At 59.6% G+C, this 24,694-nt stretch carries 22 protein-coding genes; 11 read left to right on the top strand and 11 right to left on the bottom strand.

Features of this window, described 5'->3' with window-relative positions; genetic code table 11:
- The first annotated feature begins 80 nt into the window (after positions 1-80).
- Genes fepD through fepC form a run of 3 tightly spaced genes read left to right on the top strand, consistent with a single transcriptional unit; the run spans position 81 to position 2,865 of the window.
- Complete coding sequence (fepD, locus tag BJP61_RS06770; RefSeq protein WP_038861336.1) at positions 81-1,088, top strand: Fe(3+)-siderophore ABC transporter permease; 1,008 nt, start codon at positions 81-83, stop codon at positions 1,086-1,088.
- On the top strand, positions 1,085-2,077 hold the full coding sequence (gene fepG, locus BJP61_RS06765; RefSeq protein WP_038861335.1) for an iron-enterobactin ABC transporter permease: 993 nt from the start codon (positions 1,085-1,087) through the stop codon (positions 2,075-2,077). The genes fepD and fepG overlap by 4 nt, the downstream gene beginning before the upstream one ends.
- Positions 2,074-2,865, top strand: coding sequence for an iron-enterobactin ABC transporter ATP-binding protein (gene fepC, locus BJP61_RS06760; protein WP_038861334.1), 792 nt, complete (start codon positions 2,074-2,076; stop codon positions 2,863-2,865). The genes fepG and fepC overlap by 4 nt, the downstream gene beginning before the upstream one ends.
- Before the next feature lie 188 nt (positions 2,866-3,053).
- Here fepC and maeB read toward each other — a convergent pair whose 3' ends face one another.
- Positions 3,054-5,333: an NADP-dependent oxaloacetate-decarboxylating malate dehydrogenase gene (gene maeB / locus BJP61_RS06755; protein ID WP_038861333.1), complete on the bottom strand. Its 2,280-nt coding sequence runs from the start codon at positions 5,331-5,333 to the stop codon at positions 3,054-3,056.
- 282 nt (positions 5,334-5,615) lie between these two features.
- Between maeB and tal the strand changes: the two genes are divergently transcribed.
- Together tal and tkt are read left to right on the top strand one after the other, a co-directional pair.
- The gene (gene tal, locus BJP61_RS06750) at positions 5,616-6,566 is read left to right on the top strand and encodes a transaldolase (protein ID WP_171998033.1); all 951 of its coding nucleotides are present in this window, start codon (positions 5,616-5,618) and stop codon (positions 6,564-6,566) included.
- A gap of 20 nt (positions 6,567-6,586) precedes the next feature.
- Positions 6,587-8,581 (top strand): transketolase, encoded by a 1,995-nt coding sequence (tkt, locus tag BJP61_RS06745; RefSeq protein ID WP_171998032.1) that lies wholly within the window; start codon positions 6,587-6,589, stop codon positions 8,579-8,581.
- Positions 8,582-8,774: 193 nt separating this feature from the next.
- On the opposite strand, the gene BJP61_RS21650 is transcribed toward tkt, so the two are convergent.
- The 4 genes from BJP61_RS21650 to nudK form a co-directional block, all read right to left on the bottom strand.
- Positions 8,775-9,008 (bottom strand): DUF3828 domain-containing protein, encoded by a 234-nt coding sequence (locus BJP61_RS21650; protein ID WP_255485506.1) that lies wholly within the window; start codon positions 9,006-9,008, stop codon positions 8,775-8,777.
- A 404-nt stretch (positions 9,009-9,412) separates the two neighbouring features.
- On the bottom strand, positions 9,413-10,357 hold the full coding sequence (locus BJP61_RS06735) for a hypothetical protein (RefSeq protein WP_171998031.1): 945 nt from the start codon (positions 10,355-10,357) through the stop codon (positions 9,413-9,415).
- A 75-nt stretch (positions 10,358-10,432) separates the two neighbouring features.
- Entirely contained in the window at positions 10,433-11,476 is a 1,044-nt protein-coding gene (locus BJP61_RS06730; protein WP_038861329.1) for a DUF1176 domain-containing protein, read from the bottom strand.
- A gap of 131 nt (positions 11,477-11,607) precedes the next feature.
- Positions 11,608-12,183, bottom strand: coding sequence for a GDP-mannose pyrophosphatase NudK (gene nudK, locus BJP61_RS06725; RefSeq protein ID WP_038861328.1), 576 nt, complete (start codon positions 12,181-12,183; stop codon positions 11,608-11,610).
- A 243-nt stretch (positions 12,184-12,426) separates the two neighbouring features.
- On the opposite strand from nudK, the gene narP reads away from it, so the two are divergent.
- Both narP and acrD read left to right on the top strand, forming a co-directional pair.
- Positions 12,427-13,071, top strand: coding sequence for a nitrate/nitrite response regulator protein NarP (gene narP / locus BJP61_RS06720; RefSeq protein ID WP_171999264.1), 645 nt, complete (start codon positions 12,427-12,429; stop codon positions 13,069-13,071).
- Positions 13,072-13,207: 136 nt separating this feature from the next.
- Entirely contained in the window at positions 13,208-16,324 is a 3,117-nt protein-coding gene (acrD, locus tag BJP61_RS06715; protein WP_171998030.1) for a multidrug efflux RND transporter permease AcrD, read from the top strand.
- A gap of 109 nt (positions 16,325-16,433) precedes the next feature.
- Here the strand turns inward: acrD and ypfM are convergent, their stop codons facing one another.
- Complete coding sequence (gene ypfM / locus BJP61_RS06710; protein WP_100207200.1) at positions 16,434-16,493, bottom strand: protein YpfM; 60 nt, start codon at positions 16,491-16,493, stop codon at positions 16,434-16,436.
- 196 nt (positions 16,494-16,689) lie between these two features.
- On the opposite strand from ypfM, the gene BJP61_RS06705 reads away from it, so the two are divergent.
- From BJP61_RS06705 to BJP61_RS06690, 4 genes are all read left to right on the top strand, one after another.
- Entirely contained in the window at positions 16,690-17,121 is a 432-nt protein-coding gene (locus BJP61_RS06705; RefSeq protein WP_075192710.1) for a GNAT family N-acetyltransferase, read from the top strand.
- A 104-nt stretch (positions 17,122-17,225) separates the two neighbouring features.
- Positions 17,226-17,582: an ArsC family reductase gene (locus BJP61_RS06700; protein WP_171998029.1), complete on the top strand. Its 357-nt coding sequence runs from the start codon at positions 17,226-17,228 to the stop codon at positions 17,580-17,582.
- Between the two features lie 4 nt (positions 17,583-17,586).
- Positions 17,587-18,714: a succinyl-diaminopimelate desuccinylase gene (dapE, locus tag BJP61_RS06695; protein WP_038861324.1), complete on the top strand. Its 1,128-nt coding sequence runs from the start codon at positions 17,587-17,589 to the stop codon at positions 18,712-18,714.
- A 28-nt stretch (positions 18,715-18,742) separates the two neighbouring features.
- Positions 18,743-18,931: a YpfN family protein gene (locus BJP61_RS06690; protein ID WP_007700459.1), complete on the top strand. Its 189-nt coding sequence runs from the start codon at positions 18,743-18,745 to the stop codon at positions 18,929-18,931.
- 72 nt (positions 18,932-19,003) lie between these two features.
- Here the strand turns inward: BJP61_RS06690 and ypfH are convergent, their stop codons facing one another.
- The 5 genes from ypfH to bamC all read right to left on the bottom strand — a co-directional run bounded on the left by ypfH (position 19,004) and on the right by bamC (position 24,688).
- A complete protein-coding gene (ypfH, locus tag BJP61_RS06685; protein WP_075192712.1) occupies positions 19,004-19,702 on the bottom strand; it encodes an esterase in 699 nt (232 codons plus the stop codon).
- A gap of 73 nt (positions 19,703-19,775) precedes the next feature.
- Complete coding sequence (locus BJP61_RS06680; protein WP_171999262.1) at positions 19,776-21,770, bottom strand: GNAT family N-acetyltransferase; 1,995 nt, start codon at positions 21,768-21,770, stop codon at positions 19,776-19,778.
- A gap of 48 nt (positions 21,771-21,818) precedes the next feature.
- Positions 21,819-22,679, bottom strand: a complete 861-nt coding sequence (locus BJP61_RS06675; RefSeq protein ID WP_038861320.1) for a neutral zinc metallopeptidase — start codon at positions 22,677-22,679, stop codon at positions 21,819-21,821.
- A gap of 131 nt (positions 22,680-22,810) precedes the next feature.
- Positions 22,811-23,524, bottom strand: coding sequence for a phosphoribosylaminoimidazolesuccinocarboxamide synthase (gene purC, locus BJP61_RS06670; protein ID WP_007721240.1), 714 nt, complete (start codon positions 23,522-23,524; stop codon positions 22,811-22,813).
- A gap of 129 nt (positions 23,525-23,653) precedes the next feature.
- A complete protein-coding gene (gene bamC, locus BJP61_RS06665; RefSeq protein ID WP_038861318.1) occupies positions 23,654-24,688 on the bottom strand; it encodes an outer membrane protein assembly factor BamC in 1,035 nt (344 codons plus the stop codon).
- Positions 24,689-24,694: the final 6 nt, after the last annotated feature.

Below are 24,694 nucleotides of genomic sequence, written 5' to 3'. Positions count from 1 at the left end.
ACCGGATAACGGGGCGCTCATGCTAACATAGCCAGATAAGAGTGATAATAACTATCATTATCGGTTTCAGGATGTGCGTTATGTCGGCCTCGCGCTTTTCCACCAGGATAGCTGTCCTGTTGTGTCTCTTTTTGCTGCTGCTGATGATGGTCGCCCTCAGTCTTCTGGCGGGCGCCAAATCCCTGCCCTTCTCTCTCGTAATGAACGCGCTCACCGGCCCCTGCCGCGACGCGGACTGCACCATCGTGCTTGACGCGCGTCTGCCGCGCACCCTCGCGGGCCTGGTCGCCGGGCTGTCGCTCGGGCTCGCTGGCGCGCTGATGCAAACCCTGACCCGCAATCCGCTGGCTGACCCCGGCCTGCTCGGCGTGAATTCCGGCGCCAGTTTCGCCATTGTTCTCGGCGCGGCGTTGTGGGGGGTGAGCGATCCGCTGGAGATCCTGATGCTGGCGCTGTGCGGCGCGCTGCTGGCGACGCTGGTGGTGGCCTTTACCGGCAGCGCAGGCGGCGGCCAGCTAAGCCCGGTACGCCTGACGCTTGCGGGCGTGGCGCTGGCGGCGGTGCTGGAAGGGCTCTCAAACGGCATTGCGCTGTTAAACCCGGTCGTTTATGACCAGCTACGCTTCTGGCAGGCGGGCTCGCTCGATATCCGTACGCTGGTCACCCTGAAGGCCATCGCACCGGTTGTTGTGCTGGGGGCGATTATCGCGCTGCTGCTAAGCCGCGGTCTCAACAGCCTGAGCATGGGCAGCGACACCGCCACGGCGCTCGGCAGCCGGGTGGCGCGCACGCAGGTGCTCGGGCTTATCGCCATTACGCTGCTGTGCGCCAGCGCCACCGCCGTGGTCGGACCCATCGCCTTTATCGGTCTGATGATGCCGCATCTGGCGCGCTGGCTGGTGGGCGCGGATCACCGCTGGTCGCTACCGGTGACGCTGCTCGCCACCCCCTCGCTGCTGCTGCTGGCGGATATTATTGGCCGCCTGATTGTGCCGGGCGAACTGCGGGTGTCGGTGATGAGCGCGTTTATCGGCGCGCCGGCGCTGATTTATCTGGTGCGCCAGCGGCGCGGCGGGGTGTCGCTATGAGACCCGTTTCGCCCCGCTTATGGCTGTGTTGTCTGCTCGCGCTGAGCCTGTGCGCCGGGCTTGGCGTCTGGGCGCTGACGCAGGGCGCGGTGACGCTTACCGCTTCGCAGGTCGTCGGGGCGCTGACCGGCCATGCGCCGCGCAACGTCTCGCTTATTGTGACCGAATGGCGCCTGCCGCGCGTGACAATGGCGCTGCTGCTGGGCGCGGCGCTCGGCGTGAGCGGCGCGATTTTTCAGTCGCTGATGCGCAACCCCTTAGGCAGCCCCGACGTGATGGGCTTCAATACCGGCGCCTGGAGCGGCGTGCTGGTGGCGATGGTGCTGGCGGGCCAGCATCAGACGGCCATCGCGTTTTCCGCCGTCGCGGGCGGCATGGCGACCGCGTTTATCGTCTGGCTGCTCGCCTGGCGTAACGGCATTGATACCTTCCGCCTGATTATTATCGGCATCGGCGTGCGCGCGATGCTGGTGGCGTTTAATACCTGGCTTTTGTTGCAGGCGTCGCTTGAAACGGCGCTCTCGGCGGGCCTGTGGAACGCCGGTTCTCTGAATGGCATCACCTGGGGGAAAACCGTCCCCGCCGCCCCGCTGCTGCTGCTCACGCTGTTCGCGAGCGCGCTGCTGGTGCGCCGGATGCGGCTTTTAGAGATGGGTGATGACAGCGCCTGCGCGCTCGGGGTGTCGGTGGAGCGCTCGCGCCTGCTGCTGATGCTGACCGGCGTGATACTGACGGCAGGCGCGACGGCGATGGCCGGGCCGATCTCATTTATCGCGCTGGTGGCACCGCATATCGCCCGCCGCGTCAGCGGCACCGCGCGTTTCGGACTCACCCAGGCGGCGCTGTGCGGCGCGCTGCTGCTGCTGGGCGCCGATCTCTGCGCGCAGTATCTGTTTAAACCGTACCAGTTGCCGGTGGGAACCGTCACCGTCTGTCTGGGCGGGATTTACCTCATCGCCTTGTTGATACAGGAGTCACGCAAGAGATGACCACGACGTCGCGCTTAACCGGTGAAGCGCTCACCCTCGGATATGGCGATTTCCGCGTGGCGGAAGGGCTGAACGTGGCCATTCCCGACGGAAAATTCACCGCGATTATTGGCCCGAACGGCTGCGGCAAATCAACGCTGCTGCGTACGCTGAGCCGTCTGATGAAGCCTGTCGCCGGGCAGGTGCGCCTTGACGGCGACGCTATCCAGCGTTTCGCCACCAAAGAGGTGGCAAGACGTATCGGCCTGCTGTCGCAGAACGCCAGCGCGCCGGGGGATATCACCGTTCAGGAGCTGGTGGCGCGCGGTCGCTATCCGCATCAGCCGCTGTTTACCCGCTGGCGCGAAGAGGACGAGCGCGCGGTGCAACGCGCAATGGCCGCAACCGGCGTAACCGCGCTTGCCGACCAGAGCGTCGATACGCTCTCCGGCGGGCAGCGCCAGCGCGCGTGGATTGCGATGGTGCTGGCGCAGGAGACATCGATTCTGCTGCTCGACGAGCCGACCACCTGGCTTGATATCAGCCATCAGATAGAGTTGCTGGAGCTGCTGAGCGCGCTGAACCGCGAGCAAGGGTATACGCTTGCCGCAGTGCTGCATGACCTGAACCAGGCGTGCCGTTACGCAAACCACCTGATTGCGCTGCGGGACGGAAAAATCGTGGCGGAAGGCGCGCCGAAGGAGATAGTGACGCCAACGCTTATCGAGGCGATTTACGGGCTGCGCTGCATGATTATTGACGATCCGGTGGCCGGAACGCCGCTGGTGGTGCCGCTCGGGCGGCGGTGAGGCGGGATAGTGGGTGCGCCCAGGTAAACGGTGGGCGCGCGACGCTTACCCACCCCGCAAAAACCGTCGCGCCTTGTCGCTCCAGGGCGGGTAAGCGAAACGCCACCCGCCCTTCATCACCGGCGCAAACGGCTAAACGGTGGGCGCGCGGCGCTTACCCACCCTGCCCAACTCCTGGTGCCTCGTCGTTACAACGGGTTGGTTTGCGCCTCGACCACCGCGAGCGCGACCATATTCACGATACGGCGCACAGAGGCGATAGGCGTTAACACATGCACCGGCTTCGCCACGCCCATCAACACCGGCCCGACGGTCACGCCTTCTGAGCTGGAAACGCGCAGCAGGTTGTAACTGATACGCGCCGCTTCGACGTTCGGCATAATCAGGATATTCGCGGATCCTTTCAGCGGGCTGTCCGGCATACGGTCATTCCGAATGCTCTCCACCAGCGCGGCGTCGCCATGCATCTCGCCGTCTATCATCAGCTCCGGCGCGCGCTCGCGCACAAGCTGTAGCGTCTCGCGCATTTTGCTGGCGGCGGGCGAATCCGATGAACCAAAGTTCGAGTGCGACAGCAGCGCCACTTTCGGCTCGATCCCGAAACGACGCACGGTTTCCGCCGCCATCACGGTGATTTCGGCAAGCTGTTCAGGCGTCGGATCATCGTTGACATAGGTGTCGGCAATAAAGGTGTTGCCGCTCGGCAGCAGCAGCGCATTCATCGCGCCTGCGGCCTTCACGCCGTCACGGTAGCCGAAAATCTGCTGAACCACGCTGAAATGCTCATGATAATCACCGATTGTGCCGCAGATCATCGCATCCACTTCACCACGATGCACCATGATGGCCCCGATCACCGTACTGTTGCCGATGACCGCGCGCTGGGCCTGCTCCTGCGTAACGCCGCGACGCTTCATGATGGCGTAGTACTCATTCCAGTACTCCTTGTAGCGCGGGTCCGATTCGTTATTCACAATCTCGAAATCTTTTCCGGCTTCCATTTGCAGACCAAGTTTTTTCAGGCGCATTTCAATAACGCCTGGTCGGCCAATCAGCACCGGCTTCGCGAGACCCAGCGTGATCAGCTCCTGGGTGGCGTGCAGCACACGCGGCTCTTCGCCTTCGGTCAGCACCACGCGTTTCGGATCCTTACGCGCCTGGTTAAAGACCGGCTTCATAAACAGGTTGGTTTTGTAGACAAATTCCGTGAGTTTGTCTTTATACGCGTCGAAATCCGTAATCGGGCGGGTGGCCACGCCGGATTCCATCGCGGCTTTTGCCACTGCCGGCGCGATGGTGACGATAAGACGCGGGTCGAACGGTTTTGGAATGATGTAATCCGGGCCGAACGACAGCTCCTGGTCCTCATACGCCGAGGCGACCACCTCGCTCTGCTCGGCATGCGCCAGCTCGGCGATGGCGTGTACTGCCGCGAGCTTCATCTCTTCGTTAATGGCAGTCGCGCCCACGTCCAGCGCGCCGCGGAAGATGAACGGGAAGCAGAGCACGTTGTTGACCTGGTTCGGGAAATCCGAGCGGCCGGTACAGATGATCGCGTCCGGGCGCACTTCTTTGGCGAGCGGCGGCATAATTTCCGGCTCCGGATTGGCGAGCGCCAGAATCAGCGGCGACGCGGCCATCTGTTTGACCATCTCCTGCGTCAGCACTTTCGGGCCCGAGCAGCCGAGGAAAATATCCGCCCCTTCGATAACCTCGCCAAGCGTGCGCTTGCCATTGTCATCAATGGCATAGGCGGCTTTGGTTTCCGCCATATTCTCTTCGCGCCCTTTGTAGATAACGCCTTTCGAGTCGCACACCACAATGTTGTGCTTCTGCATGCCGAGCGCCACCAGCAGGTTCATACAGGCGATGGCGGACGCGCCCGCGCCGGAGACCACCAGCCGCACGTCAGAGATATTTTTCTGCACCACGCGCAGGCCGTTTAACACCGCGGCGGTACAGATAATGGCGGTGCCGTGCTGATCGTCATGGAACACCGGAATATTCATGCGCTCGCGCAGTTTCTGCTCGATGTAAAAGCATTCCGGCGCTTTGATATCTTCAAGGTTAATGCCGCCGAACGTTGGCTCCAGCGCCGCCACCACGTCGATCACTTTATCCGGATCGTGCTCGTCGATTTCGATATCAAACACATCGATACCCGCGAATTTCTTAAACAGCACGCCCTTGCCTTCCATCACCGGCTTACCGGCCAGCGCGCCGATATTGCCAAGCCCCAGCACCGCGGTGCCGTTGGAGATCACCGCCACCAGGTTGCCGCGCGCGGTGTATTTATGGGCAGCCAGCGGGTCGGCGGCGATTTCAAGACACGGCGCGGCGACGCCCGGCGAATAAGCGAGCGCCAGATCGCGCTGGGTCGCCAGCGGTTTGGTCGGGGAAACCTGAATTTTGCCTGGAACCGGAAACTCGTGAAAATCGAGGGCGCTTTGTTTTAGTTGTTCATCCATTGTGCTGATCCTTTTTCTTTGTGCAGGGTACGAAGCGGCAGGTCGCACGCTCGTTTAACCAGGCCGACAGTATCGCCCTTAACAGGCGGGCAAACTTTGAATACCGTTAAACTCTGCGTCATGCAACCCCTTGATGTTATCAATTTATAGCAGCGATGTTGCCGGTTCGGGAAAGCATTGCTATGTGCGTCTGCTATGCTTTTTTGTTATGTCCCTGATGAGATCCCGGCGGGCGACACTGACAGCGCCCCATAAAATCTTTGCTTTTCAAGGAGTAGCAAAATGAACCAACTCGAAGGCATTAAGCAGTTCACCACCGTAGTCGCCGACAGCGGCGATATTGAATCGATTCGTAGCTATCAGCCGGAAGACGCCACCACGAACCCCTCGCTGTTGCTGAAGGCCGCAAGCCTTGAGCACTACCAGCATCTGTTCGCCGACGCGCTGGAATACGGCAAAAAGCGCGGCAGCACTCAGAAAGAGAAAGTGGCAGAGGCCAGCGACAAACTGGCGGTCAATGTGGGTGCGAAAATTCTGAAAAGCATTCCGGGACGCGTCTCCACCGAAGTTGACGCCCGTCTCTCTTTCGATAAAGAAAAAAGCATCGCCAAAGCCCGCCGTCTGGTGGAGCTCTATCAGGACCAGGGCATCGATAAATCGCGCATTCTGATTAAGCTCGCCTCCACCTGGGAAGGCATCCGCGCGGCGGAAGAACTGGAAAAAGAAGGCATCCACTGCAACCTGACGCTCCTTTTCTCCTTTGCCCAGGCGCGCGCCTGCGCCGAAGCGGGCGTTTATCTCATCTCCCCGTTCGTCGGGCGTATCTACGACTGGTACAACACCCGCAAACCGATGGACCCGTATGTGGTGGATGAAGACCCGGGCGTGAAGTCGGTGCGTAACATTTACGACTACTACAAACAGCACAACTACCAGACCATTGTGATGGGCGCGAGCTTCCGCCGTACCGAGCAGATCCTGGCGCTCGCGGGCTGCGACCGTCTGACCATCTCCCCGAACCTGCTGAAAGAGCTTCAGGAGAGCGACGCGCCGGTCGCCCGCAAGCTGATCCCGGCGTCGCAGGGCTTCAACCGCCCGGCACCGATGACCGAAGCCGAATTCCGCTGGGAGCATAACCAGGACGCGATGGCGGTCGAGAAACTGGCGGAAGGCATTCGCCAGTTCGCCGTTGACCAGCGTTCACTTGAAGATCTGCTTGCCGCCAAACTTTAACTTTTGTCATGGAGAGAAACATGTCTCGTCAGCTTTTAGCCAACGCCATCCGCGCGCTCAGCATGGACGCGGTACAGAAAGCCAAATCCGGCCATCCCGGCGCCCCGATGGGCATGGCGGATATCGCCGAAGTGCTGTGGAACGATTTCCTCAAGCACAACCCGACTAACCCGACCTGGTATGACCGCGACCGCTTTATTCTTTCTAACGGCCACGCCTCGATGCTGCTCTACAGCCTGCTGCATCTGTCAGGCTACGACCTGCCGATGGAAGAGCTGAAAAACTTCCGCCAGTTGCACTCAAAAACGCCGGGGCATCCGGAAATCGGCTATACGCCGGGCGTGGAAACCACGACCGGGCCGCTCGGCCAGGGGCTGGCGAATGCGGTCGGCCTCGCCATCGCCGAGAAAACCCTGGCGGCGCAGTTTAACCGTCCGGGACATGAGATTGTCGACCACAACACCTATGTCTTTATGGGCGATGGCTGTCTGATGGAAGGCATTTCCCATGAAGTATGCTCGCTCGCGGGTACGCTGGGGCTGGGTAAGCTTATCGGGTTCTACGATCACAACGGCATCTCCATTGATGGCGAAACCGAAGGATGGTTTACCGACGACACCGCCAAACGCTTCGAAGCCTACAACTGGCACGTGGTGCATGAAATCGACGGCCACGATCCAGAAGCCATCAAGCGCGCCATCGAAGAGGCGAAGCAGGTCGCCGATAAACCATCGCTGATTATCTGTCGCACCGTTATCGGTTTCGGCTCGCCGAACAAAGCGGGCAAAGAGGAGTCGCACGGCGCGGCGCTCGGCGAAGAAGAAGTGGCGCTGACCCGCAAACAGCTCGGCTGGAACTACCCGCCGTTTGAAATTCCGGATGACGTTTACAAAGGCTGGGATGCGAAAGAAAAAGGCCAGCAGGTTGAAGCAAGCTGGAACGAGAAGTTCGCGGCGTATCAGCAGGCCCACCCGGAACTCGCGGCGGAGTTTAACCGCCGTATGGGCGGTGAAATGCCGGAAAACTGGCAGCAGGTGACGCAGGAGTACATCGAAAAACTCCAGGCAGAACCGGCGAAAATCGCCTCCCGTAAGGCATCCCAGAACGCGCTGAACGTCTATGGCCCGGTACTGCCGGAGCTGCTTGGCGGCTCGGCGGATCTGGCACCCAGCAACCTGACTATCTGGTCGGGCTCCACCTCGCTGAAAGAAGATCCGGCGGGCAACTACATTCACTACGGCGTGCGTGAGTTCGGCATGACGGCGATTGCGAACGGTATCGCCCACCACGGCGGGTTTGTGCCGTACACCGCGACCTTCCTGATGTTCGTCGAATACGCCCGCAACGCGGCGCGTATGGCGGCGCTAATGAAGGCGCGCCAGATTATGGTTTACACCCATGACTCTATCGGCCTCGGCGAAGACGGCCCGACCCACCAGGCGGTGGAACAGCTCGCAAGCCTGCGCCTGACGCCGAATTTCAGCACCTGGCGTCCGTGTGACCAGGTGGAAACCGCAGTGGCATGGAAAGCCGCTATTGAGCGCCATAACGGCCCGACGGCGCTGATCCTCTCCCGTCAGAACCTGGCACAAATTGAGCGCTCGCCGCAGCAACTGAAAGATGTGGCGCGCGGCGGCTACATTCTGAAAGACGCGGGCGGCAAACCGGATCTGATCCTGATTGCCACCGGGTCGGAAGTAGAGATTGCCGTTCAGGCAGCCGAAAAACTGCGCGGCGACGGCGTGGCGGTGCGTGTGGTGTCGCTGCCGTCAACCGATGTGTTTGACGCGCAGGATGAAGCCTACCGTGAATCGGTGCTGCCGTCTGACGTCAGCGCGCGCGTGGCGGTGGAAGCGGGCATCGCCGACTACTGGTACAAATATGTTGGCCTGAAAGGCGCTATCGTCGGCATGACCGGTTATGGCGAATCCGCGCCTGCGGAGAAACTCTTCCCGTACTTCGGCTTTACCGTCGAAAACGTGGTGGAAAAAGCCCGCAAAGTGCTTGGCAAATAAACCAGCCTTAACGGGCTGACGCCGATCGTTTAAGCGTACCTGAACGAGCCGGCCAGTAAGAAACCAGCCAGAGTCAGATCCCTGATTCTGGCTTTTTTATGTCTGAACACGATATGGATTTCGTTAACCGTTCAGCTTTAAATCACATAAAGCTTAAGTGAGCGGCATTACGGCAGACGCCAGGGGTGATTCTTTACAGGCCGCTTTCAGCAGCAGACTTCGCGCGAGTGATGGCTCCGGCGTTAAATATTGGATGTTCATAGTTATCGGTGACATCACGGACTCGGTATATCTTCCAGATGTCTGACTCCCGACGAACAAAAACTTCCAGCTCTACTTTTTTCCCGCCCTCCCTGCCAATCCATACCGGCATTACCTCGCCTCCATGAACGGTCTGGCGGCGCCGACAGTTAGCGCCGATACCCATGATGGATCATAGTCCTGTGCATAAGCGAAGTAATGCAGGCCGTAATCTTTTGCGTTTAGCGTTCTCTCCAGCCGTATGCCGCCAGCAGCTATAGCCTCCCTTGTAAAGGTCGCACATTCGTTATGTGAATGACCGAGCGCGCGGGACCGGAGATGCGAAATAGCAACGTCTTTATTCCAGTTCATTCTTAGTTCTTTTAAGCATGAAAATAGAATTATTGCGTTAACCATAAATATTTTGTGGGATAAAAAAGCTGAAATTATCCCACGTAAAATTATTATTTCCGGATTCGGCCCGGCAAAACTCGCCTGCAAGCAAACAGGATCGAACGGGTGCCACTCGTCCCTCGGCGCAGGGCTTTAAATTAGCCTTAACGGGCTGGCTTTTTTATTTCCGGCGCGGTGTTATTTCAGTACTTTCAGCGTCTCGGCGCTTTTGTTTATCACAATATCTTCCGTTTTCTCATCCCATTTCGCCTCAGCGACAATAACCTGCCCCGGATGCTGCGGATCGCGCGCCACCAGCGTTTTGCCCTCGGCATCTTCCTGCACGTTGAGATTCATCGAAAACGAAGGGATGGCCTCCACCCACTGCTGTTGCTGCACGTCATAGAGATAGGTCGCCCGCCAGGCGCTGCTCCACCACTGCGGATAAATAAGCACGCGGTCGCGCCCGCTGTCGTCAAGGTTTGAGAGCGCCTCCACGCCGCCGCCGATGCACGAAGCAATGGACGCTGGTTTCACCGTCGGATCGCTGTTCCAGAGCTGGCACTCGCAGTCGCCGCTCTCATTGCACACGCCGTTGGTTTTCGGATCGTGCGCCGTCAGCCAGGCGTAGCTTTTCGCCGTGCCGTTAAAGCGCCCGCCTGCCAGACGGTAATCGCGCGTTTTCTGCCGGTTCGCTTCGGTTATCCAGTCGGTTTCTTCGCTGATGCGCCAGCCGGCGGCCTGCTTCGTTAAGGTGAGCTGTGCCGGGTAATTGCGCGGCGTCTGCGGCTCCAGCCCCGCCTGCTTCACGAACGTGGCCTGCACGGCGAGCGGCTGCCCGTCCTGTTCGGTTAGCGTAATGTTGCTGACGACAGTCTGGGTGTAGTGCGGATGTTTTTGCAGGAAAGCGATATTTTCCCCAATGACCGCCTCCGGCGTGAGCGCTTTGCCGTACCAGCGGATCTTTTCGCCATAAAGCGACGCGCCGGCCTCGGCGGAGGGGTGATTTTTAAAGTCGTTCCAGCGGGCTATCAGCGCGCTGACGTCACGTTCGTCCTGCGACGACATCGCGGCGCTGGCGGAGAGCGTCAGCCCTGCCAGCGCAAGCGTGAATACCGCGCGCAGCCCCTGTATGAATGCCATAAATTCCCTGCCGTGTTATTTGGTTATGATAAGCCACAGGAATATACGCAAAAACGCAGGCGGCCAGAAGCGGGATTATTGGGTTACCCAGAGCGTCGGCCAGGCGTCGGGCCCGTGCCAGCCGTCGCAGCTCGGCTCTTCGGCGTAACGCACCAGGCGAAACCGCTGGCCGTCAAAGCGCCAGCGCGTCGCCACGCCGCAGTCGCCAAGGCCGCGCCCTTTGGAAAGCGTGGTGAGTTCTTTGGTTTTTTCGTCAAAGCTGGCGTTCATCAGTTCCAGCTCCTGCTCCTTATCGGCAGGCAGAAACGGCAGACGCAGACGCACCATGCGCGAGGCGAACGGCTTCTGGCGCGAGACCAGCCAGGCGAGATCGACCGTGTTATACGCGCCTGCTTCGCAGCTGATTATCATCAGCGCGGTGTCGTCGGTAAGCGCGGAGATGCGCACTTCGCGGCGCATCGGGTCGAGCGAGCACTGGCTGTTGGTCATGCGCCAGGTGCCGTAATCCAGAAGCGCGTTGAGCTCATCATGGGAGAGCGGCGTTGGCGTCGGGTTGGTTATCTTAATGCCTTTTATCGCGGGCGCGGGCGGCACGCTGAGCGGCGGATTGCTGCCTTTTTTAATCCAGGCGGTTTCGCTGCCGACGCGCTTTTGCTGGGCATCGATAAACAGCAGCGCGGCTTTCAGCCCGTCAAGCGACAGGCGGCCCGGCCCGTCTTTGAGCGTGATAACCGATGACTCTTTGATCTGATCGAGGAAATCGATGATGGTTGCCGGGTCGTCGGACAGCAGACGACGCGGGGCGTCACGCCATTTGTGCCCGGCGGGGATGAGCGTTTTGCCATCCAGCAGCAGGCGCGGCGCGAGCGGCGGCGCTTTACTGACGGCGGCTTCCGGCCTGCCCGCCTCGATACGCAGCGTGGCGTCGGTTTTCGCGCCCGCGCTGCGTGAGACCGTCATCACGAGATCCTGATGGTCGCCCACGTTGCGGGCAGAGCAGAAGTTCTGGTTATTGCAGGTCACCTGCCAGTCACTGAAGATCTTCTGCGCCGGCGCGGCCCACAGCGGCGAGGCGAACAGCAGATAACAGCTAAGCAGTGACAGCAGACGAAAAAGCATGGACGGCGCGTATCCCGGGCGTTAACAGCGGTGAGAAGAAACGCGCCTATCTTCGTTGCCCTTCACGGGCGGCTCAATCGGATTTATCGGATAGATTTATCTGAAATACCACTTCTGATTATTCAGCTAAATCAATCCATTATTCCGCGCAGCTGGAGATGCTGAAGCAGCAGCACGGTTTTCGCGTCGCGAATAACGCCCTGTTTCACCTGCTCAAGCGCCGCCTGAAACGGCATCTCCAGCACCTCAATCTCTTCATCCTCCACGCCGCCGCCCGCATTCGCCCGCGCGGCGTCGTCATACTCGGCGATAAAAAGATGAATGAGCTCGGTAACGCCGCCAGGCGAGGTATAAAGCTCAAACACTTTTTCCGCCGTGCCGACGCGATAGCCGGTCTCTTCGATCGCCTCTTTGCGAATGCAGACTTCCGGCTCATCGTCGTCCAGCAGTCCGGCGCAGGCTTCAATCAGCATGCCGTCCGGGTTGCCGTTCACCCAGGTCGCGACGCGAAACTGGCGAATCAGCACGACGCTCTTTTTCTCGCGGTTGTACAGCAGCACAGCCGCGCCGTTGCCGCGATCGTAGACTTCCCGCTTGTGGCGGACAACGTCGCCATTTTTACGCGTCAGATCGTAGGTGATGTTGCGCAGGACAAAATAGTTTTCCGAGAGAATTTTATCTTTAATCAGTTCGACATTTAACGACATAGCGACTCCATAAACGCCTGGTGTTGGGTGAATAGTACGACCCGAAACGCCGTTTGTCGCCCCCGACGGCGGCGAGCATGCAGGAACAGACGCGCAATGGACGATATTCCGCGGATTGCGCGCGGGCTGCAGGCGATACGCTTGTACAAAGCGCGGCTGCGCCGTGCGCGTGGCGAAAAAGCCGACGCGCAGGCTATGGTTTATGCAGGCGCAGGCACTAACAATAACGAGACCGGAGTGAGCATGTCGCAACCTGACCCCTGGCACGTATTGATCGTTGACGATCACCCATTGATGCGCCGCGGTATTCGCCAGCTTCTTGAGACCGACGCGCAGTTTCGGGTGGTGGGCGAAGCGAGCAACGGCGACGAGGCTGTCGCGCTGGCGAACCAGTTAACGCCGGACGTCATCCTGCTGGATCTCAATATGCGTGGCCTGAGCGGCCTTGATACGCTCAGGCTGCTGCGCCGCGACAGCGTGAGCGCGCGGATTATCGTGCTGACGGTCTCAGACGCGCGCAGCGACGTGTATGCGGTGATGGACGCGGGCGCTGATGGCTATCTGTTAAAAGACAGCGAGCCGGAAATATTGCTTGCGGCGATGCGCGACGGCGCGGCGGGCGGCGGCGTGTTCAGCGCGCAGGTGCAGACGTATCTGAACCAGCGCCTGCCGGGCGAAAAGCCCACCGCGCCGTTCGCGCAGCTGACCGAGCGGGAGCTTGACGTATTACAGGAAGTGGCGCGCGGTCTGTCGAATAAACAGATTGCATCTGTCCTGCACATCTCTGAAGAGACAGTAAAAGTGCATATTCGCAATTTACTGCGCAAACTTAACGTGCGCTCGCGCGTCGCGGCGACGGTTCTGTTTTTCGAATCCCGTGACGCGTAAGGTCTGCCGGGCGCGGTTTTGGCGAGATAATTTACATTATCTCCTTTTTTCTCCACGTTTGCCCCGTCGCCTGGGGCTACAGTGATTGCGGCTACCAATAATAACGACGCGAAGCATTTAAGAGGTCCTGACTCGCATGGCGAATTTTTTTATCGATCGCCCGATTTTTGCGTGGGTGCTGGCGATTCTCATCTGCCTGACCGGCACGATGGCGATTTTTTCACTGCCCGTTGAGCAATATCCCGAACTCGCGCCGCCTAATGTGCGCATAACCGCAAACTACCCTGGCGCCTCGGCCCAGACGCTGGAAAACACCGTCACTCAGGTTATCGAACAGAACATGACCGGCCTCGATAACCTGATGTATATGACCTCGCAGAGCAGCGCTACCGGCCAGGCGTCGGTCACGCTGAACTTTAAAGCCGGCACCGATCCGGATGAAGCGGTGCAGCAGGTGCAAAACCAGCTGCAATCCGCGCTGCGTAAACTGCCGCAGGCCGTACAGACGCAGGGCGTGACGGTACGCAAAACCGGCGACACCAATATCCTGACCATCGCGTTCGTCTCCACCGACGGTAGCATGGATAAACAGGACATCGCCGACTACGTAGCAAGTAACATTCAGGAGCCGCTAAGCCGCATCAATGGTGTGGGGGATATCGACGCCTACGGCTCGCAGTACGCGATGCGTATCTGGCTCAATCCCGACCGACTCACCAGCTATCAGCTGACCACCGCCGACGTGGTGGCGGCTATCAAATCCCAGAACAGCCAGATAGCGGTCGGCCAGCTTGGCGGCACGCCGTCGGTGGATGACCAGGCGCTGAACGCCACCATTAATGCGCAGTCGCTATTGCAGACGCCGGAACAGTTTCGCGCTATTACGCTTCGCGTGAATCAGGACGGCTCGACGGTAACGCTTGGCGATGTCGCGACCGTCGAGATGGGCGCGGAAAAGTATGACAATCTGAGCCGCTATAACGGCAAGGCGGCCTCGGGGCTCGGCGTAAAGCTCGCCTCCGGCGCCAACGAGATGGCGACCGCGCAGCTGGTGCTTAACCGGCTTGATGAGCTGTCGCACTATTTCCCGCACGGACTGGAATATAAGGTGGCGTATGAAACCACCTCGTTTGTGAAAGCCTCGATTACCGACGTCGTCAAAACCCTGCTCGAAGCGATCGCGCTGGTGTTTCTGGTGATGTATCTCTTTTTGCAGAACTTCCGCGCGACGCTTATCCCGACTATCGCGGTACCGGTCGTGCTGCTCGGCACGTTCGTGGTGCTTTACAGCTTCGGTTACAGCATTAACACGCTCACGATGTTCGCGATGGTGCTGGCGATAGGCCTGCTGGTGGATGACGCCATCGTGGTGGTGGAGAACGTCGAGCGCATCATGAGCGAAGAAGGGCTCTCGCCGCGCGCCGCCACGCGTAAATCGATGGGACAGATCCAGGGCGCGCTGGTGGGCATCGCGATGGTGCTGTCAGCGGTGTTTATCCCGATGGCGTTTTTCGGCGGCACCACCGGCGCGATTTACCGCCAGTTCTCTGTCACGATTGTTTCATCGATGGTGCTGTCAGTGCTGGTGGCGATGATCCTCACCCCTGCCCTGTGCGCCACGCTGCTTAAGCCGCTTAAAAAAGGCGAGCATCACGGTACACGCGGTTTTTTCGGCTGGTTTAACCGCACCTTTGAGCGCAGCGCGCTGCGCTATGAATCAGCCGTCGGAAAAATCGTGCATCGCAGTCTGCGCTGGATTTTGGTCTATGCGCTGCTGCTGGGCGGTATGGTGTTTCTGTTTCTGCGCCTGCCGACGTCATTTCTGCCGCAGGAAGACCGCGGTATGTTTATTACCTCCGTACAACTGCCGCCCGGCGCGACCCAGCAACAGACGCTGAAAGTGGTGCAAAAGGTGGAGCGTTATTTCTTCGAGAAAGAAAAAGCCAATGTCGCCTCGGTGTTCGCAACGGTCGGCTCCGGCCCCGGAGGCAATGGTCAGAACGTGGCGCGGATGTTTGTGCGCCTGAAACCGTGGGAGGATCGCGACGCAGACCGCGGCAGCGCGGACGCGATTATCGAGCGCGCCACTCGCGCCTTCCGCCACATTAACGAGGCGCGCGTGTTCGCCAGCAGCCCACCCGCCATTAGCGGCCTCGGCAGCTCCGCCGGTTTTGATATGGAATTACAGGATCACGCCGGGCTCGGACATGACGCGCTGATGCAGGCGCGCGACCGTCTGCTTGATATGGCGAGCAAAGACCCGGCGCTGACCCGCGTGCGCCACAACGGCCTTGATGACAGCCCGCAGTTGCAGATTGATATCGACCAGCGCAAGGCCCAGGCGCTCGGCGTTTCTGTCGATGATATTAACGACACGCTGCAAACCGCATGGGGCTCAAGCTATGTGAATGACTTTATGGATCGCGGCCGCGTAAAAAAGGTTTATGTGCAGGCTTCCGCGAAATACCGGATGCTGCCGGAGGATATTAATCGCTGGTATGTGCGCAATCAGGCAGGCGAAATGGTGCCGTTCTCCGCCTTCGCCACCTCGCGCTGGGAGACCGGTTCGCCACGCCTTGAGCGCTACAACGGCTATTCGGCGCTGGAGATTGTCGGCGAGGCGGCGCCGGGCGTCAGTACCGGCACCGCGATGGACGTGATGGAAAAACTGGTGAGCCAGCTGCCGACAGGCTTTGGCCTTGAGTGGACCGCGATGTCGTATCAGGAACGGCTCTCCGGCTCGCAGGCGCCTGCGCTCTACGCGCTGTCGCTGCTGGTGGTGTTCCTGTGTCTCGCGGCGCTGTATGAGAGCTGGACGGTACCGTTCTCGGTAATGCTGGTGGTGCCGCTTGGTGTAATCGGGGCGCTGCTCGCGACCTGGCTGCGCGGGCTGGAGAACGACGTCTATTTCCAGGTGGGGTTGCTCACCGTCATCGGGCTGTCGGCCAAGAACGCGATACTGATTGTTGAATTCGCTAATGAGATGAACAGCAAAGGCCACGAGCTGGTTGCCTCCACGCTCGACGCGTGCCGCCAGCGTCTGCGTCCGATTCTGATGACCTCGCTCGCGTTTATCTTTGGCGTCCTGCCGATGGCGACCAGTAGCGGCGCGGGCTCCGCCAGCCAACACGCGGTGGGCACCGGCGTCATGGGCGGTATGATCTCGGCGACGCTGCTGGCGATTTTCTTCGTGCCGTTGTTCTTTGTATTGATCCGCAGACGATTTCCGCTGCGACCGGCGCCTGAAGAGTGAGAGTCATAAAGAAAAAGGCGACCTGTGAAGGCCGCCTTTTGATTGTTTTAGTGAGTGAAATCACTGCTGTGTGTCTATAAAAGCGATGTGCTCTTGCTTATTGCTGGATTTATTTACGAAGCATCGCTTCAATAAAGTCTTTCCAGTTCCCCAGTTCATGTTCAATCATAACGACCTCTCTTTATTATTGTTTGCATGATACAAAAATAACGGCCCGGAGTGAAGATACTTTAACCAATCGAATTGATAAGCTCCCTTCATGTATTTGTTATCGGCACTGAGTTCAATATGACGAGGATAAGTTGTCGGTAATGTGACGCCTGGCAATATTCGATAAATTTTTATAACAAGAGGAATAACTAAGCATGCTTATTATGACCCGGCAAGATATTGAAAATCCCGACTGGCAGGCACTCGCTACGCTCATTGAGCGCGCGGGACTTGGCGCACGCGCAGCACGGGATGTCGAGCGTTGCTACACCCATAGTACGTTTTGCTGGTACGGGTTTTACGACGGAAAACTGGTGGCGACGGCGCATGCGATTAGCGATTTGACCTGGTCGAGTTATGTCGCGGATATTGTTGTCGATCCCGATTATCAGGGACGGGGTTTTGGCAATCAGTTAATGGACCACATTCTCGAAACACTTTTACCTTTTGGTAAAGTTTTTATCTACGCAGTTTTAGATAAAGTCGCTTTTTATAAAAAATATCAATTCCGGGAATTGACCAGCGGAATGGTCTGCGCCAGTGATGAAAAATTATTCAAAATGTATCAACAGGGTTATATACGTTAAGCATAATTGTGAATGATAGGTTATATTAGCAGGCTACTGTTTCTCCTGTTATCTATTCTAATAATTTGTTTAAGCCACCGGATTTCAGACAAAAGGATTCAAATATGGTCGTGATGTACGGCATAAAAAACTGCGACACCATCAAAAAAGCGCGCCGCTGGTTAGAAAGCCAGCAGATAGCGTATCAGTTTCACGACTACCGCGCCGACGGCCTTGATGCACAACTGCTGCATAAACTCATCGCAGAGCTGGGATGGGAGGCGCTGCTGAACACACGCGGCACCACCTGGCGTAAGCTCGACGAAGCGCGTCGCGCGACAATCACTGACGCTGACCGCGCAGCGGCGCTGATGCTGGAAATGCCGGCCATCATTAAACGACCATTGCTCTGCGCGCCGGGTAAGCCTATGCTGCTTGGTTTTAGCGAATCCACTTACCAGCACTATTTTAACGAGGTCTAGTGTTATGTCTTGCCCGGTTATTGAGCTGACGCAGCAGCTTATTCGTCGCCCTTCTCTTAGCCCCGATGATGCGGGCTGCCAGGCGCTGTTGATTGAGCGGCTACGCGCGGCAGGGTTCACGGTAGAGCCGATGAATATTGGCGACACGCAGAACTTCTGGGCATGGCGCGGCAATGGCGAAACGCTGGCGTTCGCGGGGCATACCGATGTGGTGCCCGCAGGCGATGCCGAGCGCTGGATCAACCCGCCATTTGAACCGACCATCCGCGACGGCATGCTGTTTGGCCGCGGCGCGGCGGACATGAAAGGCTCACTGGCGGCAATGGTCGTGGCGGCGGAACGCTTTGTCGCGCAACATCCGCACCATCGCGGACGCCTGGCGTTTCTTATCACCTCTGATGAAGAGGCCAGCGCCGTGAACGGCACCGTCAAAGTCGTGGAAGCGCTGATGGCGCGCGGCGAACGCCTTGATTACTGCCTGGTGGGCGAGCCGTCCAGCAGCGAAGTGGTGGGCGACGTGGTGAAAAACGGCCGTCGCGGCTCGCTGACGTGCAATCTGACCGTGCATGGCGTGCAGGGGCACGTGGCGTATCCGCATCTCGCGGATAATCCGGTGCACCGCGCCGCGCCGATGCTCAACGAGCTGGTGGCTATCGAGTGGGATCGCGGCAACGAGTTTTTCCCGCCGACCAGCATGCAGATAGCCAATATTCAGGCGGGCACCGGCAGTAACAACGTGATCCCAGGCGATCTCCACGTGCAGTTTAACTTCCGCTTTAGCACCGAGCTGACGGATGAGATGATTAAACAGCGCGTCGTGGCGCTGCTGGACAAATACCAGCTGCGCTACACGCTGGACTGGTGGCTCTCCGGCCAGCCGTTTTTAACCGCGCGCGGCAAACTGGTGGATGCGGTCGTCAACGCCGTTCACCACTATAATGAAATTAAACCGCAGCTGCTGACGACCGGCGGCACGTCCGACGGGCGCTTTATCGCGCGCATGGGCGCGCAGGTGGTCGAGCTCGGGCCGGTCAACGCGACGATTCACAAAATCAACGAATGCGTGAAAGCGTCCGACCTGCAGCTGCTGGCCCGTATGTATCAACGCATTATGGAGCAGCTCGTCGCCTGATGAGCGCTCTGCAGACGAGGATAACGTCATGGAATGGCTTGGAAAATATTGGTGGGTGCTGGTGCTGGTGTTTCTGCTCGGCGTCCTGCTGAACGTGATTAAAGATTTAAAACGGGTGGATCATAAGAAATTTATGGATAACCGCCCGGAACTGCCGCCCCACCGCGATTTTAACGATAAGTGGGACGACGAAGACGACTGGCCGAAGAAGAAGTAAGCGCCTGCTTACTTTCCTCTTCTCCTCCGTCAGGCGCGACGCCTGACGGAGCGCCGGTCGCGTTCTCCCGCCCTACATCATCTGGATAACATCGTCATCGCCCGGTTTACCGCCGCTTAACGCCTCATCGAAATAGTGCTTTGGCACGGTATAACGCAGGTGATCGAGCGCCAGCTGCATGCTGCGGTTATCGATCGCATGGCCCAGATCCTCAACGATATCCAGCGTCACGTCGCCGCCCGCGCGCAGCAGCGCATCCGCCGCCGCCTGAGCGTAACGGGCGTCGATCACCTCATCATCTTCGCCGTGGATCAGGTGTACGGTAGTGGCAGTGGTGGCGGCCACGGGCAGCTCGGCAAATCGCCCGTTAAAGGCGATAACGCGCGAGGCAAGGCCCGGCTCGGCTTTCACGCCTTCCAGCACCATAATCGCGCCCTGCGAAAACCCGATCAGCGCCGTGGCCGCCGGGCTGACGCCGCTTTCGCGCTGCCACTGGCGTACGGTGTCGATAAACGTGGGCATGATGTCATCCACGCGCTGCTGGCGGTTCGCCTCCGTCACGCCCTGCACGGAAAACCACTCGCGGCCAGGCGCCGGGCCGCTCGGCGCTGGCCCGCCGACGCTCACCACCAGCGCATCCGGAAACAGCGGCGCGAAATAGCTGCCTATCTCGCCCATCGCCACCGGGTTATCCCCGACGCCGTGGAACAGCAGCAGCAGTTGTCTGGCAGGCAGTTCAGGGCTCTGAACCACAAAATGATCATGTCTCATGGCACTCTCCTTCATGGGTTACAGCCAGTTTACGCCGGCCTGAACGGATGACCATCGCAATCTATTGATGGACTTAGTGGAAAAATTGCCATTGCAATATTTGCGCGTTAAGCGCTGCGGCGCGCGCGTCGTCCAGCGACTGCAACGCCAGAGCCGTTTCTTGCCGCTGCGCCGCCAGTAGCGCTTTGCGCCCCGTAAGGCCGAGCTGGCGGCACAGCGCGTCCACCGGCGTTTGCAGCTCAAGCCGCCCGCGCAGCGCCTGTAACGCCTGCGGGCTTGCCTCCAGCAGCCGGTACAGCGGGCCGAGGGAGGTTTCCAGCGGCCGATGGGCGAAGGCGAACCCCGCAAGCGCTAACCAGTCATCCTCATTAAGGGTAGCCTGGTGCGCGGGTGTCAGCGGCAGCGGCTCATCCATCCAGCGCTGGAGCGCGTCTGCGTCACGTGTGAGGCGCTGATGTTCGGCGCGGGCGAGCCGTGCGCCTGCGTCTGTCAGCGGCAGCAGCGCCATTGCGTTATAACAGCCGCTGCTGGCCTCGCGATGGCTGCCCACGCGCACCAGCATAAAACCGCAGCGCTGCCAGAAGCGCCACAGCGCGGGCGTGTACCCGAAGCTGACAGAAAGATAATCCGCGCGGCCTGCGGCCTGTTCACGCGCCTGCGCGATGAGCCGCTGCCCGATGCCTTCGCGCTGACGGCCTGGGTGAACCGCCACGCGGCTGATGCGCTGTCCACGCAGGGTGGCGGCGAGCGGGTCGCCGCCGTGCGCCGCGAGCGACTGCGCCACCAGGTTGCCGCGCGGACGGCGGTAACCGGCCCACACCGCCTGGCTCAGCGCCGCGTCAAGCCCGCCTTCGTCCACCAGCCACAGCGCGCCGACCGTGTCGGCGCCCGCGCCCGCCGCAAGAAACGACTGGCCAGGCGCATCCATCATACGGCGCAAATCAAGTGGCGATGTACGGTAGTGCGCGCCCGCGAGCAGCCGGTAAAGCGCCGCCGCGCGCCCGGGCGCAGCCTCCCAGTCGGCTTGCTGAACGCGATAAAAGCTGACCGGCCCGGCGGGCGTCACGGAGAAATCATCATCCTCAAACAGCAGCGCTTCGCCCACCAGCCGTTCCAGCGGATCGTCCTGCGCCCAGCGCACCGGCGCGTTCAGGCTGCGGTAACGCAGGCCGTTAAGACCGGCGCAGAATTTCAGCAAAAAGCCGCGCCCGGTGCCTTCGTAACCCTGAACAGTGCTGGTCATAAGCGTTGCGGGAAAGGCGCGAATGAGCCTTTGCAACAGCGGCCCGGGCAACGCGGCGGCTTCGTCAATCACCAGCCAGTCGGCGGGCGCGAGCGTAGCCGCTTCCTGCGCCGCCAGCAGCGCGTCCGGAGCCATAAACTGGAATTTCTCGCCCGCGTGGGCGGCTATCACATCCGCTGACGCCCGGGTGGGCGCGGTGACGAGCGCCCTGCCCGGCAGCGCGCGAATAAACATACCGGCCAGCGCCGATTTTCCGCGCCCGCGCGCGGCGGTAATCACCGTCACGCCGTCACGCGTGGCTAACAGTTCTTCCAGCAGCTGCGCCTGCTCCTGCTGCGGTTCGCCGCTGGCGGGACGCCATAACGGGCGCGCGCCCGGCGCAGTGATAGCTAACGGCTGTTCCTGCCGCCAGCAGACCACGTCCGGGTCGCGCGCGAAAAGACGCTGGAGATGATAAATAAAATGGGGGGTAGCGATGGGTTCCCGGCTGTCGCTCCAGCGACAGGCGTCATTATCCACGCGCATAGGCCAGGCCTGCCACGGCGGCGTCAGCAACACCAGCCAACTGCCCGCTTTTAGCGTGCCTGCAAGCGCGGCGAAGGCAGCGGCGTCAAAACCGCTGCGGGCGTCGAATACCGCATGCAGATATTCGCGCCCCAGTAAGGAGTTGATGGCGTTCGGCGCGCCGTTGAGCGCCATTTCCGGCGCGCTCCCCACCCAGAGCCAGTCGCCCGGCAGGCTGCCCGCCAGCAGCTGTGCCTGCTGCGAGCTCCACGCCTCATCGCCGCTTAACACCAGCAGGCGGCGAATACCCGCCGCATCCATCTGCGCCGTCAGCGTGGCGATACTCTCTTTCACAAAAACCGCCTCGCGTTACAGCGCGTTACCGAAGGTGTTGCACTGGGCAGGGTCGCCGCTGTCAAAACCGCGTTTAAACCAGCTATAGCGCTGATCGGACGTGCCGTGCGTGAAGCTGTCCGGCACCACGTGGCCCTGGCTCTGTTGCTGAAGACGATCGTCGCCGATGGCCTGGGCGGCGTTGAGCGCCTCCTGCAGGTCGCCGGTGTCCAGCACGCCCTCTTTCTGCATGGCGTTGCCCCAGACCCCCGCGAAGCAATCCGCCTGCAATTCCAGACGCACCGACAGGCGGTTCACTTCGGTCTGCGACGCGTTTTGTTGAAGCTGGCGCACTTTTGGCTCAATGCCGAGCAGTTTCTGAACGTGATGCCCTACTTCATGGGCGATGACGTAGCCCTGGGCGAAATCGCCATCCGCGCCGAGTTTCTCTTTCATTTCGTCATAGAATGAGAGATCGATATAGACCGTGCTGTCGGCCGGGCAGTAGAACGGCCCCATGACCGACTGGCCGGTGCCGCACCCGGTGCGGGTCGCGCCGCGATACATCACCAGTTTCGGATCCTGATAGGTGCGGCCCATTTTCTGAAACTGCTGAGCCCAGGTCTCTTCGGTGGTGGCGAGAATGACCGAGGTGAATTTCGCCGCCTCGTCCTCGTTCGGGCTGATGGATCGCGACGCCTGCTGGCTCACCGGCGCGCCGCCGGAGATAAGCCCGGTGAGATCGACGCCGTAATAACTGGCGACCACCACAATGACCAACAACACCAGCCCGCCTTTACCGGCTGGCAGCCGCAAGCCGCGTCCGCCCGTCATTGGCGAACTGCTGTTTCGTCTGTCTTCTACGTTGTCGCTTTCGCGACGTCCTTGCCAACGCATACTCTGACCTCATCATTATCAATCGCTATGATATTGATCGTAGGTGGTTCAGGCGCGCTTTACCATAAGAAAACCGGGAAGGCGCAGGGTATGAGAGCCACACCCTGCGAAAGAGACAAGCAAAACGGGGATCAGTCGAGATTTACGCCAAGACGGCGCGCGACTTCTTCATAAGCTTCGATAAGGCCGCCGAGGCTCTGGCGGAAACGGTCTTTGTCCATTTTATCCATGGTCTGCTTGTCCCACAGACGGGCGCCGTCCGGCGAGAATTCATCGCCCAGCGTCACTTCGCCTTTAAACAGACCAAACTCCAGCTTAAAGTCGACCAGGATGAGACCCGCGTCGTCAAAGAGTTTTTTCAGCACGTCGTTGGCTTTGTAGGTCAGTTCTTTCATACGCGCGAGGTTTTCCTGGCTTACCCAGCCAAAGGTTTCGCAGTAGGATTCGTTAACCATCGGATCGTGCATGGCGTCGTTTTTCAGGAACAGATCGAACAGCGGCGGGTTAAGCTCGATGCCCTCTTCAATACCAAGACGTTTCACCAGCGAGCCTGCGGCGCGGTTGCGGATAACGCACTCCACCGGCACCATGTCGAGCTTTTTCACCAGCGCTTCGGTATCGGAAAGCAGCTGTTCCATTTGCGTCGGAATGCCCGCTTCGGCCAGTTTGCTCATGATGAAATAGTTAAACTTGTTGTTCACCATTCCCTTGCGGTCAAACTGCTCAATGCGGGCGCCGTCGCCTGCTGATGTATCATTGCGGAATTCGAGTACCAACAGATCCGGATTTTCGGTGCTGTAGACGGTTTTCGCTTTGCCACGATACAACTCAGCTTGCTTTTGCATCTTTATTACTCCAGGTATGGTGACCGCTCGCGCGGCCTGATGATTTATCACAAAATTTGTCAGTTTCCGGCGACGCACACGTTTGCGTCAACGTCAGAAAAAAAGGCCGGAGCGATCCGGCCTTGGGTATTACTTGCTGAATGCGGCCTGGAAGGCGGCGACCAGCGCGTCGTTCTGCGACTGGGTCAGCGTATGGCCTTTCGGGTCGATAAACTGCAGGCTGGTGCGGTTGTCTAAATCGCCGACCTGGAGTTTGTAATCGCCGTTGGAGAGACCAGGATCGCGTGCACCCAGCGCCTGCCAGTCGCTGTCAGACAGCGCTTTGTAGGTCACGGCGACGCTGCCGGTAGAGCGCGTGGAGTCGGTCACTTTCATACCGACTTTTGCGAGCGTATCCGGCAGGCGGTTCCATACGGCGTTAAACGGCGCGCGAACCACCAGCACCGGCAGGCCGACATCGTCGGCGCCGCTGGTCACGTCGATTTGCGACGCGGAGCGGTTATCGGCAGCGTTCTGACGCGCGGCATCGTTTTTATCCAGCCCGGACGCAATGGCGTTGAGCATTTCAGCGCTGTAGCGTTGCAGCGACGCGGTATCGGCGACCGGTTTGCCATCCTGCTCCAGATTCACCAGCTTCACGACCAGCGCCTGCTGATAACCCTGCGGCTTCACGCTGACCTGATAACGACCGCGATACTGCTGGTCTTCATCGGCGCGGTTCCACTGTACCCAGTCGGTGCTAAGCGTTTGGGAGGCGTCGTCGCGTTTCTCGATAGTGTAATTCAGCGACTGCACGACGCTCACGACCTGTGGCCAGAGCGAACCGTTGCGACCGCTTTCCAGCAGCAGCGTGGCGGTATCGCCAGTAAACTGAGTGCGCGCGCCGCTCACCAGCGCCAGCGGCTGCGTCGGCGGGCGAATATCCAGCTGTTTGCCAACCGGGCCGTTGGTACGGGTGGCCGGAATGTTGTAGTCGCCGTTCTGCACCGGCAGGATCATCCCGGCAGGTGCATGCAGTTCTGCCAGCGGAGCCGCGTCCAGATAGGACTCGTCGCCGCTCACCTGACGCTTGTAGCGCGAATCGGAACTACAGGCGGCGAGCAGCATCACCAGTGATACGGTTGCTACTTTCGCCACACGCGACTTCTGTACTGAGTAAGCCATCAAATC

This window comes from Cronobacter sp. JZ38 (assembly GCF_008932145.1).
In the GTDB taxonomy this organism is placed as follows: domain Bacteria; phylum Pseudomonadota; class Gammaproteobacteria; order Enterobacterales; family Enterobacteriaceae; genus Cronobacter; species Cronobacter muytjensii.
Note: the sequence above shows the minus strand (reverse complement) of the source record. Positions and strands in the feature narration are given on the sequence as shown.

Excerpts from the sequence above, each read along its gene's own strand:
- BJP61_RS06705 (WP_075192710.1), top strand. The coding sequence starts at position 16,690 with ATGCTTATTATGACCCGGCAAGATATTGAAAATCCCGACTGGCAGGCA.
- tkt (WP_171998032.1), top strand. The coding sequence starts at position 6,587 with ATGTCTCGTCAGCTTTTAGCCAACGCCATCCGCGCGCTCAGCATGGAC.
- fepG (WP_038861335.1), top strand. The coding sequence starts at position 1,085 with ATGAGACCCGTTTCGCCCCGCTTATGGCTGTGTTGTCTGCTCGCGCTG.
- fepD (WP_038861336.1), top strand. The coding sequence starts at position 81 with ATGTCGGCCTCGCGCTTTTCCACCAGGATAGCTGTCCTGTTGTGTCTC.
- nudK (WP_038861328.1), bottom strand. The coding sequence starts at position 12,183 with ATGTCGTTAAATGTCGAACTGATTAAAGATAAAATTCTCTCGGAAAAC.
- maeB (WP_038861333.1), bottom strand. The coding sequence starts at position 5,333 with ATGGATGAACAACTAAAACAAAGCGCCCTCGATTTTCACGAGTTTCCG.
- BJP61_RS06690 (WP_007700459.1), top strand. The coding sequence starts at position 18,743 with ATGGAATGGCTTGGAAAATATTGGTGGGTGCTGGTGCTGGTGTTTCTG.
- narP (WP_171999264.1), top strand. The coding sequence starts at position 12,427 with ATGTCGCAACCTGACCCCTGGCACGTATTGATCGTTGACGATCACCCA.
- purC (WP_007721240.1), bottom strand. The coding sequence starts at position 23,524 with ATGCAAAAGCAAGCTGAGTTGTATCGTGGCAAAGCGAAAACCGTCTAC.
- BJP61_RS06680 (WP_171999262.1), bottom strand. The coding sequence starts at position 21,770 with ATGGATGCGGCGGGTATTCGCCGCCTGCTGGTGTTAAGCGGCGATGAG.
- BJP61_RS21650 (WP_255485506.1), bottom strand. The coding sequence starts at position 9,008 with ATGGGTATCGGCGCTAACTGTCGGCGCCGCCAGACCGTTCATGGAGGC.
- BJP61_RS06730 (WP_038861329.1), bottom strand. The coding sequence starts at position 11,476 with ATGCTTTTTCGTCTGCTGTCACTGCTTAGCTGTTATCTGCTGTTCGCC.
- BJP61_RS06735 (WP_171998031.1), bottom strand. The coding sequence starts at position 10,357 with ATGGCATTCATACAGGGGCTGCGCGCGGTATTCACGCTTGCGCTGGCA.
- BJP61_RS06675 (WP_038861320.1), bottom strand. The coding sequence starts at position 22,679 with ATGCGTTGGCAAGGACGTCGCGAAAGCGACAACGTAGAAGACAGACGA.
- dapE (WP_038861324.1), top strand. The coding sequence starts at position 17,587 with ATGTCTTGCCCGGTTATTGAGCTGACGCAGCAGCTTATTCGTCGCCCT.
- ypfH (WP_075192712.1), bottom strand. The coding sequence starts at position 19,702 with ATGAGACATGATCATTTTGTGGTTCAGAGCCCTGAACTGCCTGCCAGA.
- acrD (WP_171998030.1), top strand. The coding sequence starts at position 13,208 with ATGGCGAATTTTTTTATCGATCGCCCGATTTTTGCGTGGGTGCTGGCG.
- bamC (WP_038861318.1), bottom strand. The coding sequence starts at position 24,688 with ATGGCTTACTCAGTACAGAAGTCGCGTGTGGCGAAAGTAGCAACCGTA.
- BJP61_RS06700 (WP_171998029.1), top strand. The coding sequence starts at position 17,226 with ATGGTCGTGATGTACGGCATAAAAAACTGCGACACCATCAAAAAAGCG.
- tal (WP_171998033.1), top strand. The coding sequence starts at position 5,616 with ATGAACCAACTCGAAGGCATTAAGCAGTTCACCACCGTAGTCGCCGAC.
- fepC (WP_038861334.1), top strand. The coding sequence starts at position 2,074 with ATGACCACGACGTCGCGCTTAACCGGTGAAGCGCTCACCCTCGGATAT.